The organism is uncultured Rikenella sp., from assembly GCF_947628055.1.
GTDB lineage: Bacteria > Bacteroidota > Bacteroidia > Bacteroidales > Rikenellaceae > Rikenella.
Window position 1 is genome coordinate 1 of record NZ_CANQYJ010000054.1, and the last position, 16,315, is coordinate 16,315.

The 16,315-nt window shown below is 59.2% G+C and carries 9 protein-coding genes; 2 read left to right on the plus strand and 7 right to left on the minus strand.

The genetic code is table 11. From position 1 onward, the window contains the following. Window positions 1-695: 695 nt before the first annotated feature. Window positions 696-1,976 (minus strand): serine hydroxymethyltransferase, encoded by a 1,281-nt coding sequence (gene glyA, locus Q0Z93_RS06285; protein WP_298063863.1) that lies wholly within the window; start codon window positions 1,974-1,976, stop codon window positions 696-698. 284 nt (window positions 1,977-2,260) lie between these two features. On the opposite strand from glyA, the gene Q0Z93_RS06290 reads away from it, so the two are divergent. Continuing rightward, window positions 2,261-5,428 (plus strand): UvrD-helicase domain-containing protein, encoded by a 3,168-nt coding sequence (locus tag Q0Z93_RS06290; RefSeq protein ID WP_298063865.1) that lies wholly within the window; start codon window positions 2,261-2,263, stop codon window positions 5,426-5,428. A 125-nt stretch (window positions 5,429-5,553) separates the two neighbouring features. Here Q0Z93_RS06290 and gpmI read toward each other — a convergent pair whose 3' ends face one another. Continuing rightward, window positions 5,554-7,077 (minus strand): 2,3-bisphosphoglycerate-independent phosphoglycerate mutase, encoded by a 1,524-nt coding sequence (gene gpmI / locus Q0Z93_RS06295; RefSeq protein WP_298063867.1) that lies wholly within the window; start codon window positions 7,075-7,077, stop codon window positions 5,554-5,556. A 144-nt stretch (window positions 7,078-7,221) separates the two neighbouring features. After that, entirely contained in the window at window positions 7,222-9,486 is a 2,265-nt protein-coding gene (locus Q0Z93_RS06300) for a GH92 family glycosyl hydrolase (protein ID WP_298063869.1), read from the minus strand. Window positions 9,487-9,562: 76 nt separating this feature from the next. Between Q0Z93_RS06300 and thiM the strand changes: the two genes are divergently transcribed. Next, complete coding sequence (gene thiM / locus Q0Z93_RS06305; protein WP_298063871.1) at window positions 9,563-10,345, plus strand: hydroxyethylthiazole kinase; 783 nt, start codon at window positions 9,563-9,565, stop codon at window positions 10,343-10,345. Window positions 10,346-10,717: 372 nt separating this feature from the next. On the opposite strand, the gene Q0Z93_RS06310 is transcribed toward thiM, so the two are convergent. The 4 genes from Q0Z93_RS06310 to Q0Z93_RS06325 form a co-directional block, all read right to left on the minus strand. Then, window positions 10,718-11,791 carry a chorismate mutase gene (locus tag Q0Z93_RS06310; protein WP_298063873.1) on the minus strand — a complete coding sequence of 358 codons (1,074 nt, stop codon included), beginning with the start codon at window positions 11,789-11,791 and terminating at the stop codon, window positions 10,718-10,720. Between the two features lie 971 nt (window positions 11,792-12,762). Further along, on the minus strand, window positions 12,763-13,602 hold the full coding sequence (locus Q0Z93_RS06315) for a prephenate dehydrogenase (RefSeq protein WP_298063875.1): 840 nt from the start codon (window positions 13,600-13,602) through the stop codon (window positions 12,763-12,765). A gap of 57 nt (window positions 13,603-13,659) precedes the next feature. After that, window positions 13,660-14,832: an aminotransferase class I/II-fold pyridoxal phosphate-dependent enzyme gene (locus Q0Z93_RS06320; protein ID WP_298063878.1), complete on the minus strand. Its 1,173-nt coding sequence runs from the start codon at window positions 14,830-14,832 to the stop codon at window positions 13,660-13,662. A gap of 113 nt (window positions 14,833-14,945) precedes the next feature. Continuing rightward, a complete protein-coding gene (locus Q0Z93_RS06325; RefSeq protein ID WP_298063880.1) occupies window positions 14,946-15,776 on the minus strand; it encodes a prephenate dehydratase in 831 nt (276 codons plus the stop codon). Window positions 15,777-16,315: the final 539 nt, after the last annotated feature.

Sequence of the window (16,315 nt, forward strand, 5' to 3'; positions counted from 1 at the left end):
CACAACCGAGCAGCGTTCCGAGGGCAGAGACCGCTTGCGGGCTATGCCGAGGTAGCGCGAGGAAAACAAGCGAAGCGCAGTTAAAGAGAACAGTACCCTCAAACCAGGTGCACAATTAAACCTACGGTTAACGGACTGAGTATATATGCGACCGTAAGGTCGTGCGGGCCGCAGCCTCCCGCAGCGGAGGCCCGCAACTCTTTTATCGCTTACGCGAGAGTTGCGTTCCCCGCAGGCTGCGTCCCAGAACTGTACTTCCCCGCGCGTGGGCGGAAATCTGTTCAAAAGCAATTCTTGCTTTTGAACGATTTCCTACTCCAGCAGCCGCGCGCGGTACCGCTGGACACTCCAACCGCACCCTTCGGGTGTCCTATTGGCCTGCCGGCAGTAAGATAACCTACCCAAAGAGGGTACTGCCCTGCGCGGGCGGCGTCCGGGTGACCCCCGCGGGACGGGCGATACTGCGTATCGCTGAAACCGGAACTACCCCCAAAAAAAACCGCGCGCCGGGAAAATCAATCGCTTTCAGCTCACGTTGAAACCGTCGATTTTCCTCTTTCGGTTCGTGCGTGGACCCGCACCGGGCAAGGACCTAAACCACCTTAAACAAGCCGTACATCCCCAACGCCCCCACATCCCGTTGGGCAACGATAGAGCGCGAAAATCCGACCGTACAGATGAGCCCCCGCAAAAACCTACCACGCGAACAGCGGGAAATCCGCCATCATCGCATTGACCTCACTCCGCACAGCCACAATCACAGCCTGATCCTCCGGTGCATTCAGCACCCGGTCGATCAAATCCACAATCACCGGCATATGCTCCTCCTTGAGCCCCCGCGTAGTAACAGCTGGCGTCCCGACCCGAATTCCCGACGTCTGGAACGGCGAACGGCTGTCGAACGGCACCATATTTTTATTCGTCGTAATGTCCGCCGCCACTAACGAACGTTCCGCCAATTTTCCCGTCAGTTCCGGAAATTTCGACCGCAAGTCGATCAGCATCAGGTGATTGTCCGTACCGCCCGAAATAATCTTGTACCCTTTTGAGACAAACGCCGCCGCCATCGCCTGCGCATTCCGGATCACCTGCGTCTGGTACGTCTTGTATTCCGGCCGCAGCGCCTCGCCGAACGCCACCGCCTTAGCCGCAATGACATGTTCCAGCGGCCCTCCCTGCGCCCCCGGAAAAACTGCGCTGTTGAGCATCGCCGACATCTTCTTCGTCTCGCCCTTCGGCGTCTTGACCCCCCACCAGTTTTCAAAATCCTTCCCGACGAGGATAATCCCCCCCCGCGGCCCGCGGAGTGTCTTATGCGTGGTGGAAGTCACGATATGCGCATACTTGACCGGATTTTCCAGCAGCCCCGCCGCAATCAATCCCGCCGTGTGCGCCATATCGATCCACAGCACCGCCCCCACCTTGTCCGCGATCTCGCGCATCCGTCGGTAATCCCATTCGCGCGAATAAGCCGATGCCCCGCCGATAATCAGCCGCGGTTTGTGTTCCAAAGCCAGTGCCTCCATCCGGTCGTAATCAATGCGCCCCGTCCGTTCATCCACCTGATAGCCCACCGGATTGTAGAGTATCCCCGAGAAATTGACCGGCGACCCGTGCGTCAAGTGCCCCCCATGCGCCAAGTCCAGCCCCATAAAGGTATCCCCCGGATTCATCACCGCCAGGAACACGGCCATATTGGCCTGCGCCCCCGAGTGCGGCTGCACGTTGGCATACTCCGCTCCATAGAGCTTGCACACCCGGTCGATAGCCAGTTGTTCCACCTGGTCGATCACCTGGCACCCCCCGTAATAACGGGCATTCGGATACCCCTCGGCATATTTGTTCGTCAGCACGGAACCCATGGCTTCCATCACTTCGTCGCTGACGAAGTTCTCGGAAGCGATCAGTTCGATGCCGTGCATTTGGCGGGCGCGTTCCTGCCCGATAAGATCGAAAATGGCTGTGTCGCGGTTCATTTCCAGTACTTTATGTTTTAGTTGTTTACTGTTCGGAATAAGACGGGGTAAAGGTAGCTAAAATTTCGATACTCATTATTTGACTATGGTATAGAAATCGTTCTCTTTTTGTGAACGAAGAGCAACTTTGAGGCATATATATGTTGTCGGAATTTTCGGATTCAGGTCGGAGCCAGCGGGGAATGTTTAGGGTAGTTACAGCCCGGTCTGCAGATTACTTTTCCGGGACGGCGGAACCCCGGCAGCTCTTTTTTGCTATCTTTGACAACGACAGGCAAAAAAGCATGGGCAAAGTCAAGATACTGAAAGCATCGGCAGGATCAGGAAAGACCTACCGGTTAGCCTACGAATATATAAAAGGCATAGTGCGCGACCCGCTCCTGTACCGGGGGACACTGGCAGTGACCTTCACCAACAAAGCGACCGAACAGATGAAGCGGCGGATCATCGACAGCCTTCATGCCCTGGCCTCGGCACCGGAGACAGCACCCGCCGGCGGAGACAAAGTGCCCTACCTCGATGACCTGATCCGCGAGACCGGCTTTCCGCGGAGCCTGATCGTGCGGAACGCAGCGCAGGCCCGCACGATGATCCTGCACGACTACTCACGATTCGCCGTATCGACAATCGACAAATTTTTTCAACGAGTGGTACGGGCATTTTTCCGCGAACTGAACTTAGATTTCGACTACACCGTGGAGATCGACCGGGATTGGATACTCTCGGCAGCCGTGGACAGACTGCTGGAGCGCACAGCAGCCGACCATTCGTTGCGCAAAGCAGTGGACAGACTCGTCGAAGAGCGGGCGGAACAAGGCAAAGGCTGGGATGTCCGGCCCGATATCCTGCGGATCGGAGCCGAGTTGTTCCGGGAAAACTACGAGCCGGACCCGAACAAAGCCGAGCGCATCACAGAGATTTATAACAAAATCGTGCAAGACATTTCGGAACGGTTCGCAGCAGTGAAACGGACGGCGGCACAAGCCGTCGAAACGATCGCGGCGGCGGGACTGGAACCGACCGACTTTTATCAGGGGAACCGCGGATTTGCCGGTTATCTGGTTCGATTGGCAGCGAGCGAGAGGCCAGTCACTTATAACTCCTATTTTTTGCAGGCGACCGAAAGCGCCGAAACGTGGTGCGGGAAAAAATCGCCCGCGCGAGACCGCATTTCGGCCTTGGAAAAAGAGTTGATGCCCTTGCTGTGCGAAGTGCGCCGAGGCGTGGACGCCCTGCGGAAAGACTGCAATACACAGGAGTTGGCCGGAGAAAACCTCGGACGGAGCCTGCTGCTGGCACAGTTAGGCCAGGAAGTGAAAAACGTATCGGCCGAACAGAACCGGGTGATGATCCACGAGACCGCAGCGCTGATCCACCGGATAGTGACAGGCAACGACGCGCCGTTTATCTATGAAAAAGTGGGGAACGCCTATTCGCGTTACATGATCGACGAATTTCAGGACACATCGGAGAACCAGTGGCACAATTTCGTGCCGCTGCTGGACAATGCGCTGGCCGAGAACGACGGGGAGCCGGTGATGCTGATCGGGGACGTGAAACAGTCGATCTACCGCTGGCGGGGAGGAGATTGGCGGATACTGGGATACGAGGCAGGCGAGCATTTCGCCGGAGCGCTGGCCGAACCGGTGCCGATGGACACGAATTGGCGCAGCGAACGGAATATCGTCGACTTCAACAACGGTCTGATCCGGCGGGTGGTGGAATGCGACTCCGCCCTTCTGGCGGAATTTCTGGAGCCGGCCCCGGCCGAGCTGAAACCATTGGCCGAGATTCTGAGACATTCCTACGAAGGATTCGAGCAGCGGTGTTCGCCCGACAAACTGCTGCGGCCCGCGGAAGGCTACGCCGAGATCGTTCCGGCATTCCGGGAGCAGATCGGGCAACTGATGACGGAACGGATCGCGGACTTGTTGGAGCGGGGCTATGCACTTCGGGATATAGCCGTCTTGGTGCGGAACAATCGCGAAGCGCCGGTCGTGGCAAATGTTCTGCTGGAGGCAGGCTATGCGATCGTGAGCCAGGAGGCGCTGCTGCTCAGCGGCTCGCCGGTGGTCGGTTTCGTGATGGCTGTTTTTGAGCTGGCCGACCATCCGGAAGACACAGTGGCGCAGGCACAATACAATGCTTTTTTGGGCCGGCCTTATGGAGCCGGGCTGCCGGCGGAAGAGTCGGAATTTATCGCAGGGTTGCTGTGCTGTGCGCTGGTCGAGAGTTTCGAGCGGATCTTAGTGCGCTACGAACTGAACCGGAGCCGGGACGCAGTGTCGTATCTCCAGGCGCTGTACCAGGTCATCGTGTCGTACAGCAAGCAGACGATTTCGGACGTGCCGCTGCTGCTGGAATGGTGGCGCGAAAACGGCGGCAAGAAGACAATCTACCTGCCTTCGGAGCAGGACGCCATCACGATCATGACAGTGCACAAGGCGAAAGGGCTGGAGTTTCCGTGCGTATTGATCCCGTTCTGCGACTGGGAGCTGCTGCCCAAATCGACCGGCGGCGGGACAACGCTCTGGGCGACGGCGGAGCAGATGCCGGAAGCCAGCCTGTTTTCCGAATTAGGACCGGTGCCGGTGGGGTATAAGAAATCGATGGCAGACTCCTATTTTGCGGCGGACTACTACCGGGAGAGCGTGTATGCGCATGTGGACAACCTGAATCTGCTGTATGTGGCGCTGACACGGGCCGAGCGGGAGCTTTACGTGATGTACGACAGGACGGCGCGCGGGACAGCGCGGGTATCGAAACTGATCGACGCCGTGCTGCCCGAGTTCGGAGATTTGCGGCAGCAGACGTATGCCCTGCCGGACGGCAGCGAGGAAGTGCTTTACGCTTTCGGAATCAAGGGTGAAGCACCGCAGCGGCCGGCACATGCCGCTGCGGAAGAGACAGAGACGAAACGGATCGTATTGGAAAACTTTCCGTCGCACGATGCCGGACAGCGGATCCGGGCGCGGTGGTCGTCCGACCGGTATTTCGGACAGGACAGCGAAGCGGTATCGCCCAGGCGGTACGGCGTGCTGATGCACCGGCTGTTCGAGCTGCTCGATACGCCGGAAAGGCTTGAGGAGGCATTGGTAAAGATGCGGGTGGCGGGCGATCTGACATCGGAGGCGGAGGAGACCTTGCTGCGGGAGCGGGCTTTGTCGGCGTTGAGCGACCCGACGGTGGCCCGGTGGTTCTCGCCGGAGTGGGAGATCGTGCACAGCGAGCGGGATATTATCGCGGCCGGAGGCGTGCGGCGGCCCGACCGGGTGATGACCTCGGGCCGGGAGCGGGCGGTGGTGGTGGACTACAAGTTCGGAGCTTTGCACCGGGCGGATTACCACGCTCAGGTAAGCGAGTATATGGAGCTGCTGCGGGAGATGGGGTACGCGAAGGTGGAGGGGTATCTCTGGTTCGTGGAGCTGGGCGAGGTGGAGCGGGTGGTGTGAGGCTTCGCGCGACTGCCGATCCGGGGACATGCTGTCGGGAATACGGGAATAAAAACAGTTCCGCGCAGGGAAACAGGCCGAAACCCTGTTTCCCTGCGCGGAACTGTTTCACCGGACAATGGAGATCAGACCAGCGGTGTGCCCGTCATCTCCTTCGGCTGGTCGAGGCCCATGATCTTGAGCACCGTAGGCGCCAGATCCGCCAGCACCCCGTCATGCACCTCCCGGATAGCGTCCGACACCACGATCAGCGGCACCGGATTCAGCGAGTGCGCCGTATTCGGCGTCCCGTCCGGATTGATCGCATTGTCGGCATTCCCGTGGTCGGCACAGATGAGAACGGTATACCCCGCCTTCCGCGCAGCAGTCACGACCTTCTCGGCACATTCGTCCACCGCCTTGACCGCTTTCGTGATCGCCTCGTAGACCCCCGTATGCCCCACCATATCGCCGTTGGCGAAATTCAGGCAGATGAAGTCCGGCGCCTCCGCCTTAATATCTTTCACCAAAGCGTCCGCCACTTCGTAAGCGCTCATTTCCGGCTGCAAATCATAGGTCGCCACCTTCGGCGAATTGATCAGGATCCGTTTTTCGCCCTCGAACGGCTGTTCGCGACCGCCGTTGAAGAAGAACGTCACGTGCGCGAACTTTTCGGTTTCGGCAATCCGCAGCTGCGAAAGCCCCTGTTTCGAGATATATTCCCCCAGCGTATTGACCACATTTTCCTTGTCGAACAACACATGCAGCCCCCGGAACGACGAGTCGTACGGCGTCATCGTGCAATAGTAGAGCGGCAAGGTATTCATCCCCTTGTCCGGCATGTCGCACTGCGTCAGCACCTGCGTCAACTCCTTGGCCCGGTCGTTGCGGTAGTTGAAGAAGATCACCATGTCCCCCTCCGCAATCAAGCCCACCGGCGCGCCCTGCGCATCGGTCAGCGCGATCGGTTTGATGAACTCGTCCGTAACCCCCGCCGCGTACGACTCTTCCACCGCTTTGACAGCATCCGTCGCCTTTTTGCCCGTTCCCTTGACGATCAGATCGTAAGCCTCCTTGATCCGTTCCCACCGTTTGTCGCGGTCCATGGCATAGTACCGCCCGATCACACTGGCGATCCGCCCCGTCGAGTTCGGCAAAGCCATGTGCGCCTCCAACTCCCGCAAATACCCCGCCCCGCTTTTCGGATCCGTGTCGCGGCCGTCCATGAAAGCGTGTACATACGTATTCGCAATCCCGTAGTGTTTCGCGATGTCGCACAGCGTGAAGAGGTGTTCCAGCGAGCTGTGCACTCCGCCGGCCGAAACGAGGCCCATGAAATGGACGTTTTTCCCGTTCTTCCTGGCATACTCGAACGCAGCGACGATCTCCGGATTTTTCATGATCGACCCGTCTTTCGCCGCCCGGTTGATCTTCACCAAGTCCTGGTAAATAATCCGCCCGGCGCCGATATTCTGGTGCCCCACTTCCGAGTTTCCCATCTGGCCGTCCGGCAGCCCCACATTCTCGCCGCTGGTGAGCAGTTCGGCGTTCGGATATTTCGCCATCAGCGAATCGATGAACTTCGGATGGGCCGAATAGATCGCGTCCCGTTTCGAGTGGTCGCCTTTGCCCCAGCCGTCGAGGATCATCAGCAGTACTTTGTTTTTCATGGTCGTATAATGATTGTTTGAATTGTAATCGTTATCCGGCATTCCGCCCGGCACCGTTCGCTCTCCAGCCGAACCGGTATATCAAAAACCGTGCGCGGACACTTGCCGGAACAGGCCGGACAAGGCCCCACGCACCGCCCTCCCCTACTTTTTCGGCTTGTCCGTGCAGTAAACCGTCAGCCGGCCCGCCTCCGTCAGTTGCTTGTGCGAGATGAAATAGCCCCGGAACGGTTTGCCGTCCAGCTCGATCCGTTCGATGTAGATATTCTCCGGCGCCCGGTTCACCGCCTCGATCACCAGCTCCTTTTGCGTATAGTAGCGGGGATCGAGCCGGATCGTCATCCGGTCGAACGTCGGCGTCGTAATGACATACTCCGCCCGCGCCGGACACGCCGGATACAGTCCCATCATCGACAGATTCTGCCAAGCGCTCATCGTCCCCGCATCGTCATTCCCCGGCAGCCCGCCCGGACGATTGCCGAAGTAACGCTCCAGACACCGGTTCACATAATACTGCGTCTTCCATTCCGCCCCCTTGACATACGAGAAATAGTACGGATAGCCCATATCCGGCTCGTTCCCCATATCGAAATAGCCCCGGTCGAAGCAAACGCTCAGCGAATCGACGAACCGCCGCGGCGAGCCGTACAGTTGGATAAGCCCCGAAATGTCATACGGAATGCTGAACGAATAGTTCCACGAGCTCCCCTCGTGGAAACCGTTCACCGGTCTGAAATTCTCCCCCTCGCGCGGGTCGAATCCCGGCATGAACGTCCCGTCCGGCAGCACCGGCCTCAACAGACCATAGTTCTTGTCAAAATATTTGCGGTAGCCCATCGCCCGATCGTTCAGCAGGTTGTAATCCGCCGTCTTGCCCAGCGCCCGCGCCATCTGCCCCAGGCTCCAGTCCGCCACGTAAAACTCGATCGCCTGCGACACCGAATTATCGTACTGCGAACGCAGCGGCACGTAATGGTGTTCCGCATAGAACGACTGGTCGCCGCGCACCCGGTTCTCACCGGCCGGCGCCGTGGCATTCTTGAGCATCGCATGGTAGAGCGTTTCGGTGTCGATCCCCTTGGTGAGGCCTAAGAACCAGCAGGCCGTCATATACGGCAGCGCCGCATCCCCCTCCATCACCAAGAACTCCTTGCCCGCGATCTCGAACTTCGGCAGATTGCCCGCCTCCCTGTACATCTGCATCATGCTCAGCGCCATGTCGTTCTGCCGCTGCGGAAAGAAGAAAGCCCCCAAGAACGGCGTCAGCCGATAGACATCCCAGCCGCTGAACATCGTCAGCCGATCCACCCCCTGCGGCATGCGCCGGATGCGTCCGCTCTCCATCTCCGGATAGTCGCCGTTCGCATCCTGCAGCACGAACGGGTGCACCCAGTTGTGGTACAGCCCCGTATAGAACTGCGTCTTCTGGTCATCCGTCCCCCCCTCGAGACTGACCACGCCCAACACCTCGTTCCACGCCGCCACCGCATCCGCGCGGATCGCATCGAACGTCTTGCGTCGCTGCTCCCGGTCGAGATTTTCGCGGGCATTCTCGATGCTGACATACGACACCCCCACCGAAACCTCGATCACCTCCCCCTCGGTCGTGGAATAGTTGAACGCCACCCCGATGTCATCCCCCGCGATAGGCTGTTTGAAGCGGGTGTAGACCTTATACTGATTGCTCGTACTGCTCCAGTCCCGGATCGCGCTGTGCGAGAAATCGGGCTGTTTTTTCCAGTAGTAAACGCTCTCGGCCGGCCGGCTCGTCCGCACCACGAAGTAGACCGGAATCACCGACTGCGGCACCCCGTAACAGAAATCCCCCATAATCTTGAACCCCTCGATCTCGCTGTCGGAGACAATTTTGGCATACCCCCCCGCCTCGGTGGTCAGCCCCTGCCCGATGTTGAACAGGATGTGCGACTCGCCGGCCGGGAAAGTATACCTCGACCGCGACGTCCGCAGCGTGGTGGTCATCTCGGCCAGCACATCATAGGCCTCGACCCGAGCCGAATAATAGCCCGCCTGAGCCGTCTGCCCGGCCAGCGGCGAAGCGTACCGTTGGAAATCGACCTCCAGCTTGCCGGTGGTCGGCATCAGGATCAACGACCCCAGATCCGGGCACCCCACGCCGCTCAGATTGACATTCGTAAAACCGATCGTCCACTTGTTATCCCACACATACGGGGTCGAGCACCAGCTGTCGGTATGCACGCGGTGTTCCGGCCTCGGGATGGTATTGAACGGCGACATGCTGACCATCCCCTGCGGCACCACCGGCCCGGGCTGGGTCGTGCCGTAATTCGAGGTGCCGATAAAAGGATTCACATACTCGGCCGGCGTCTTCTGTGCACGGGCATACCCGACGGCACAAAGTGCGGCGGCTGCGACAAACAGTTTTTTCATATCGAGTTTAGGGTTATGATAGCTGGTTAATCGAACAAAGATACCTATTTTTAGCGCAAAATTTCTTTCTGCGGATATGGAACAGTACGAATCGTTGCGGCGCGATGTGGCCGCCATTCGAGAACAGGCACCCTTAGTGCACAATATCACGAACTTCGTGGTGATGAACCATACGGCCAACGCGCTGCTGGCCCTGGGTGCATCGCCGGTGATGGCCCATGCCGAGGAGGAGGTGGAGGACATGGTGCGGCTGGCCGGGGCGCTGGTCGTCAATATGGGAACCCTGTCGCCGGCGTGGGTGCAGGGCATGGAGCGGGCGATGCGGGCGGCGCGCGAGGTAGGGGTGCCGATCGTTTACGACCCGGTGGGGGCGGGGGCGACGCCATATCGCGATGCGATGAACAAGCGGTTGTTGAGTGCGGCTGCACCGACGATCGTCCGGGGCAACGGGTCGGAGATCATGGCGGTGGCGGCGGATTTCGGATTAGGGACGACGGTGCGGACGAAAGGGGTGGATTCGACGACAGGGTCGGAAGCTGCGGTGGCGGCCGCCGCCGCGTTGTCGGAGTTCTTGCAGGCGGTGGTAGTGGTCAGCGGGCAGACGGATTACGTCGTAACGGGCAAGACGGTGCTGGAGAACTCCCACGGGACGCCGATGATGACGCGGGTGACAGGCATGGGCTGCACGGCGACGGCTGTCTGCGGAGCTTTTGCGGCCGTGAACGGCGATCCGGCTGCGGCGGCGCTGCATGCGATGACGGTGATGGGGGTGTGCGGCGAGCGAGCGGCTGCGGCATCGAGCGGGCCGGGGAGTTTTCAGGCGGCGTTCTTAGATGCGCTGTACGAATTTGAAATTTAACGGACGCAAGTGGAGGGGGCTCGCCGGGTGACCGTTTGCCGAAGCCTCCTGGTGCTTTTTTGAAAGCCGGCAGGTTTGCCTGAATGAACACACCGGAACCGAAGGCGAATGCTCCGACCGTTTTACTGTCGCCATAAAAAAGAGGAACATAGCCCCGGCGGTCCTATCTGCTGCGATTTCAAAGCGTTGTACTCCTCCGGATCACACACAGAGGACAATGAATTGACCGCCCGAGGCTCGTTTCAACCGTTTGAGACTATGTGGCCCGAGTGCCTGCCGGCAGCAAGCTCCTTCCGGACACGAAACGGGCCAGAGGGAGGCGGTGCACACACCGCTCCTTCAGACCCGTCCCACAGAAACAAAAGCCGTCCGTTACTTTTTCGCGTTCATCACCTTGTTCTGCCGGCCGATGCTCTCCATATGGATCGAATTGAGCAGGATGCTCAGAAACTCGCGGCTCAGCTTCAGCTCGTCCGCCATCGCCAGCACCCGTTTGACAATATCGTCCCACCGCGCGCTTTGAAGGATCATCACCTCATTGTCGCGTTTGATTTCGCCGATCTTCTCGGCCACATCCATCCGTTTGCTCAGCAGCGTGAACAGCTCCGCATCGTACTGGTCGATCTGGCTGCGCAGCCGGTCCAGCGACTGCTGGAATTCCGGTTTGTCCACCTGCGGTTTGCGCCACACGATGCTCCGCACTAACTCCGCCAACTGTTCCGGCACCACCTGCTGCGCCGCATCGCTCCACGCTTTGTCCGGACATACATGGCTCTCTATAATCAAGCCATCGTAGTTCAGGTCGGCGCACTCCTGCGCCACTTCCTTGAGCAATTCGCGTTTACCCGTGATATGCGACGGGTCGCCGATCATCGGGATCTCCGGCATCCGCATCCTCATCTCGATGGCCAGCGGCCACATCGGGTTATTCCGATATTTGGAGAGGCCGAACGACGAAAAGCCGCGGTGAATCAAGCCCACCTTGTCGATCCCCGCCTTCTGGAGGCGCTGCACCGCGCCCATCCACAAGTCCAGATCCGGATTCATCGGATTCTTGACCAGCACCGGAATATCCACCCCGCGCAAGGCGTCCGCAACGTCCTGCACGCTGAACGGATTGACCGTCGTGCGCGCTCCGATCCAGAGCAGATCCACCCCGAACTCCAGCGCCCCTTCGACATGCTTGGCGTTAGCGACTTCCGTGGCGATCGGCAGCCCGGTTTCCTTTTTAGCCTCGACCATCCACGAAAGCCCCGGCAGCCCCACGCCCTCGAATGAGCCCGGTTTGGTACGCGGTTTCCATATCCCTGCGCGGAGTACGTCCACCGCACCGGTGGCTGCCAGCTGCCGGCAGGTTTCGAGGGTCTGTTCCTCGGTTTCGGCGCTGCACGGCCCCGAGATAATCAGCGGGCGTTTGCCCTTCAAGTCGAATTTCTTAGTTTCCATTTATCGTTTCGGTTTTATTATTTCTATCGTTCGTATTTGTTTTCCTCCCAGGTTCGGTTCTGCGCCGAGCCTCGTCGGGTGTACGTGCGTCCTATGCGGCCCCCCTCAAAGCAATACGCGACGCTGCCGGAAAGGCTTTCGTGTGCGCCTCATTTCTCTTTGCCCCGCTGCCCCGAGTGGTAAGGGTCTTTTCATCATTTCGGCCGCAGCCTGCGGGGAACGCAACTCTCGCGTAAGCGATAAAAGAGTTGCGGGCCTCCGCTGCGGGAGGCTGCGGCCCGCCCGGTTCTGCGAACCGGATTTTCACCGGCGCTCGAGACAAATACGGTTCCGAAGTACGAGTACGCCCCGGAGCCAGCGGAGGTGCATTCGAGCAACACGAGAGTTGCGCTCCCCGCAGGCTGCGACCCTTTGCAAATCAAAAACGGTCTTTATCCCGCGCGCGGGGCCGCTCGGCACCCGATCCAAGCTGTAACTAACCCCTATTCCGTAAGCTGCGCCCCCCCGTTTTATTAAACGTAGGTTTTATTTTGTATTGTGCTGGAGGGGACTGTCGCTTTCTTGAAAGAAAGCGACGCAAAGAACTTTTGAGATAGCTGCGCTACTCCTTAGGCTCCGCAGTCCTTTTTCTTTGAACTCTGTTTTTGTGTCGGGACTTTCCAATGCGGCGCGCATAAAGGTAATGCAATCATTAGCGCGCCCATTGAGAAAGCCCGACACAAACAAAACGTTTGAGAACCGGGTGTACCCGGCAGGCTCAAGAGATGCGTTAGCATCTCAAAAAGTTTGGCTTCGCCTTCCTCCTGGCGCCTCGGCCATTCGAGCAAGCTCGATGGCTCTCGCCTGCTGCGTCGGTTTTCTGGTTCTCTTTGTTCACAAAGAGAACAGTTCACTCCCAGGGACACGTACAATAAAACCTACAATAATTCTCGCGCCCCCCTATTGGACAGCGAGCCCTCCGTAAAAAATCCCTAATGGATGATCCGCCGGATCGAATTAGCCTTGAGGATCGCCGCCCGCAGCCCCTCGACATCGTCCCGTTCGATCATCCGCCGCATGATCTGCAGCTGATGGATATGCTCCCTCAGCACATCCAACACATTGTACTTGTTCTTCAGCAAGATCGGAATCCACATATCCCCCGAACTCTTCGCCAGCCGCACCGTACTCTCGAAGCCCCCCCCCGCCAGGGCGAAAATCTTGGCCTCCTCCCGTTCCTTCTCTAACACCGTCAAGGCCAACGCATACGACGTAACCTGCGAAATATGGCTCACATACGCCGCATGCAAGTCATGCTCCTCCGGCTCCATTTCGATGATCGGCATCCCGATCCGTTCATAAATCCCCTCGACCGTCGCCACCGCATCCGGATCGCTCAGTTCGCGCTGGCAGATCACCACCGAACGCCCCGCGAACGCCCCCCGCACCGCCGCCTCCGGCCCCGAATACTCCGTTCCCCACATCGGGTGCGTCGCCACGAACCGGCCCCGTTTGTTATGCTGCGCGATCACCTCGCACAACTCCTCCTTCGTCGACCCCATATCCATCACGATCTGCCGATCGACCCGGTTCAATATCTTGACCGCCAACAGCGGAATCGCATTCACCGGAATCGCCAGCACAATCAAATCGACGCCCTCCACCGCCGAATCGAGCGGCAGCACCTCGTCCACCAAGCCCCGCTCCAGCGCCTTGGCCGCATTCGCCGGATTGTTGTCCACCCCGATCACACGCTCAGCCAGTCCTTTGTCTTTCAAGGCCAAAGCGAACGATCCGCCGATCAGCCCCAAGCCTATGACAGTTGCAATCATGTCCGATACTATTTTTGTCGTCTGCCGGATCGCCACGCAATCCGGTCAGAGAAACGATTATCGATTCCTCACCCGTTCCAACGCCCGCCCGAGCGTCGCCTCGTCCGCGCACAGCGACACCCTCACATACCCGTCCCCTCCCGTGCCGAAAATGCCGCCCGGCGTAATAAAAACAAGCTTCTCGTCCAGAATTTTATCGATAAAACCATAGCAATCCATTCCCGAAGCCAGCACCGCTTCCGGTAATCTGCCCCACTCGAACAGCCCCATCTGCCCCGGCCGCACGCTGCACCCCAACGCCTCCAAGATTTCTACAGCCAACGCTTCGCGCGAACGATAAGTCCGATTCACCACCTCGTACCACTCGTCGCCCAGCCCCAGCGCCACCGCCGCCGCCCGCTGCATCGGGACGAACATCGCATTGTTCAGGTTGCTCTTGCAGCGCAGCACCGCCGCGAGAACATCCTCCCGCCCCACCATCATCCCCACACGCCAGCCTGCCATATTCTGGCTCTTGCTCAGCGAATTGAGCTCCACGGCCACCTCCCTCGCCCCCGGCACCGCCAGCAGGCTCTGCGGCCGGTCGTTGCGGATAAAGCTGTACGGATTGTCGTGCACCAAGAGGATATTATGCCGCTGCGCGAAATCGACGAACCGCTCGAACAGCCCCGCCACCGGCGCCGTCCCCGTCGGCATGTGCGGATAGTTCAGGAACATCAGCTTCACCCCCGTGAGGTCGCTCTTCTCCAACGCGTCGAAGTCCGGCAGCCAGCCGTTCTCCTCCGTCAGCAGATAGCTGTCCACCACCCCGCCCGCCAGCCTCACCGCCGCCGCGTAAGCCGGATAGCCCGGATTCGGCACCAGCACCTTGTCCCCCGGATTGACAAAGGTCTGGCAAAGATAAGCCAACCCCTCCTTCGACCCGTAAAGGGTCAAAATTTCCCGCTCCGGATTCAAGACCACCCCATAGCGTTTTCCGTACCACTCCGCAATCGCTTCGAGCAGCACCCGTTCCCCCTTGTAGTTCGCATACCCGTGCGTATGCGCATCCTGCGCGCCGCGATACAACGCTTCGACTACCGACGGATGGGGCGGCAGGTCGGGACTTCCGATCCCGAGGCCGATCACATCCAGTCCTGCCCTGCGCATGGCATCCACCTGCGCCAGCTTCTTGGAAAAGTAGTACTCTTTGACTTCGCCGAGCCGGTCGGCGACTGCGATCTGTGTCATGTGGCTTGTACTTGTGTTGTAAATACGTTCAATTTTGTCCGGCCTCGGGCGCGCCCCCGGCGCCCGCTGTCGCGTTCGCTGCGCTCCGAGGCCGGCGACTCTGCAAGTCGCGGTCAAATATGCCGTCCGCGGGCGTATTCCCCGTACACGGTCAGCCCCTCGCTCACCGCACTCATGTGCATCACCGCCTCGCGATATTCCCACACGTCCCGGAACTCCATATCGAGGTGGAACAGGTAATGGAACGGGTCGCTCGGTATGGGATAAGACTGCAATTTCGTCATGTTGATGTCGTACCGTTCCATCGTATTCAGCACGCTGGCCAGCGTCCCTTTCCGGTGTCCTACCTGAAAGTACATCGAGGCTTTGTTGATCGTGTCCCGGTTTTCGCCTTCCGGACACTCTTCGCTCCGCCGCAGCACCATAAAACGGGTATGATTGTTGCGAATGGTATTGATTTCGGGGGCAATGATTTTCAGTCCGAACAGCCGTGCCGGCAGTTCGCCGGCGATGGCCGCGGCATGCTTCACCCCGTCTCTTGCAATCTGGGCGGCGGACAAAGCGGTATCTTCGGTCTCCACCAATCGCCAGCCTTTGTCGTCCAGATAGTCCGCACACTGGAGCAAGGCCATCGGGTGCGACCACACTTCGCGCACGTCGTCCAACTCGACCTCCGGCAGCACCAAGAGGTTCTGACGGATTTGCAGGTAGATTTCGCCCACGACCCGCAGCCGCCGGTCCTGCAACAGTCCGTAGTTGGGCAATATACTTCCGGCGATGGAGTTTTCGATGGCCATCAGAGCTCTGTCGGCACTCCCCTCTTCCAATGCTTTCACCACGCCCCGGAACGTGGCGCACGGTACGATCCGGATTTCTTCGCCGAAGTATCCTTCGGCGGCGATGTGGTGGAAACATCCTTCGTATCCTTGTATGGCGACTCGCATTTTTTCTTCTTTAGTAGTTTTGTTTTTGCATTCCCGTTCTTCGGCGGCCGGTGCCGCCGGGCACGCGATCCGCAGCCGTTGGCTGTTTTATTGGCCGCCTCTACCCCCACCCCCCCGCTGGCTCCATCCTTTTCCTATACCAAACTGTGTTTTCACATCAGCGAAAATCCAGTTCGCAGAACCGGGTATGCCGCAACCCCGTCCCGAAGCCAGCGGAGGAGCAACAAGCAGTGCGCGTTGCGCCCCTCCGCAGCCGGGGGCTTCGGGGCGCCCGACTCTCCGAGTCGGATACCGAAAAAGTCACTTCCCGCGCGCTGGCGGAAATCCAGTTCAAAAGCACAAGCTGCTTTTGAACGATTTCCTATTCCAGCCATCGCGCGCGGGTACCAGTGCCGCTCGGCACCCGAACCGGGCTGCAACTACCCAAAATATTCTCCGCCGGCTGCACCTCGGAAACTATACTTTGTCTGCGCGCTGGCGGAAATCCTGTTCAAAAGCGCAAGCTGCTTTTGAACGATTTCCTGCTCCAGCCGTCGCGC

Coding starts and splice junctions, on each gene's coding strand:
- Q0Z93_RS06320 (WP_298063878.1), bottom strand. CDS start 14,832: ATGACACAGATCGCAGTCGCCGACCGGCTCGGCGAAGTCAAAGAGTAC.
- Q0Z93_RS06310 (WP_298063873.1), bottom strand. CDS start 11,791: ATGGAAACTAAGAAATTCGACTTGAAGGGCAAACGCCCGCTGATTATC.
- Q0Z93_RS06315 (WP_298063875.1), bottom strand. CDS start 13,602: ATGATTGCAACTGTCATAGGCTTGGGGCTGATCGGCGGATCGTTCGCT.
- glyA (WP_298063863.1), bottom strand. CDS start 1,976: ATGAACCGCGACACAGCCATTTTCGATCTTATCGGGCAGGAACGCGCC.
- Q0Z93_RS06300 (WP_298063869.1), bottom strand. CDS start 9,486: ATGAAAAAACTGTTTGTCGCAGCCGCCGCACTTTGTGCCGTCGGGTAT.
- thiM (WP_298063871.1), top strand. CDS start 9,563: ATGGAACAGTACGAATCGTTGCGGCGCGATGTGGCCGCCATTCGAGAA.
- gpmI (WP_298063867.1), bottom strand. CDS start 7,077: ATGAAAAACAAAGTACTGCTGATGATCCTCGACGGCTGGGGCAAAGGC.
- Q0Z93_RS06290 (WP_298063865.1), top strand. CDS start 2,261: ATGGGCAAAGTCAAGATACTGAAAGCATCGGCAGGATCAGGAAAGACC.
- Q0Z93_RS06325 (WP_298063880.1), bottom strand. CDS start 15,776: ATGCGAGTCGCCATACAAGGATACGAAGGATGTTTCCACCACATCGCC.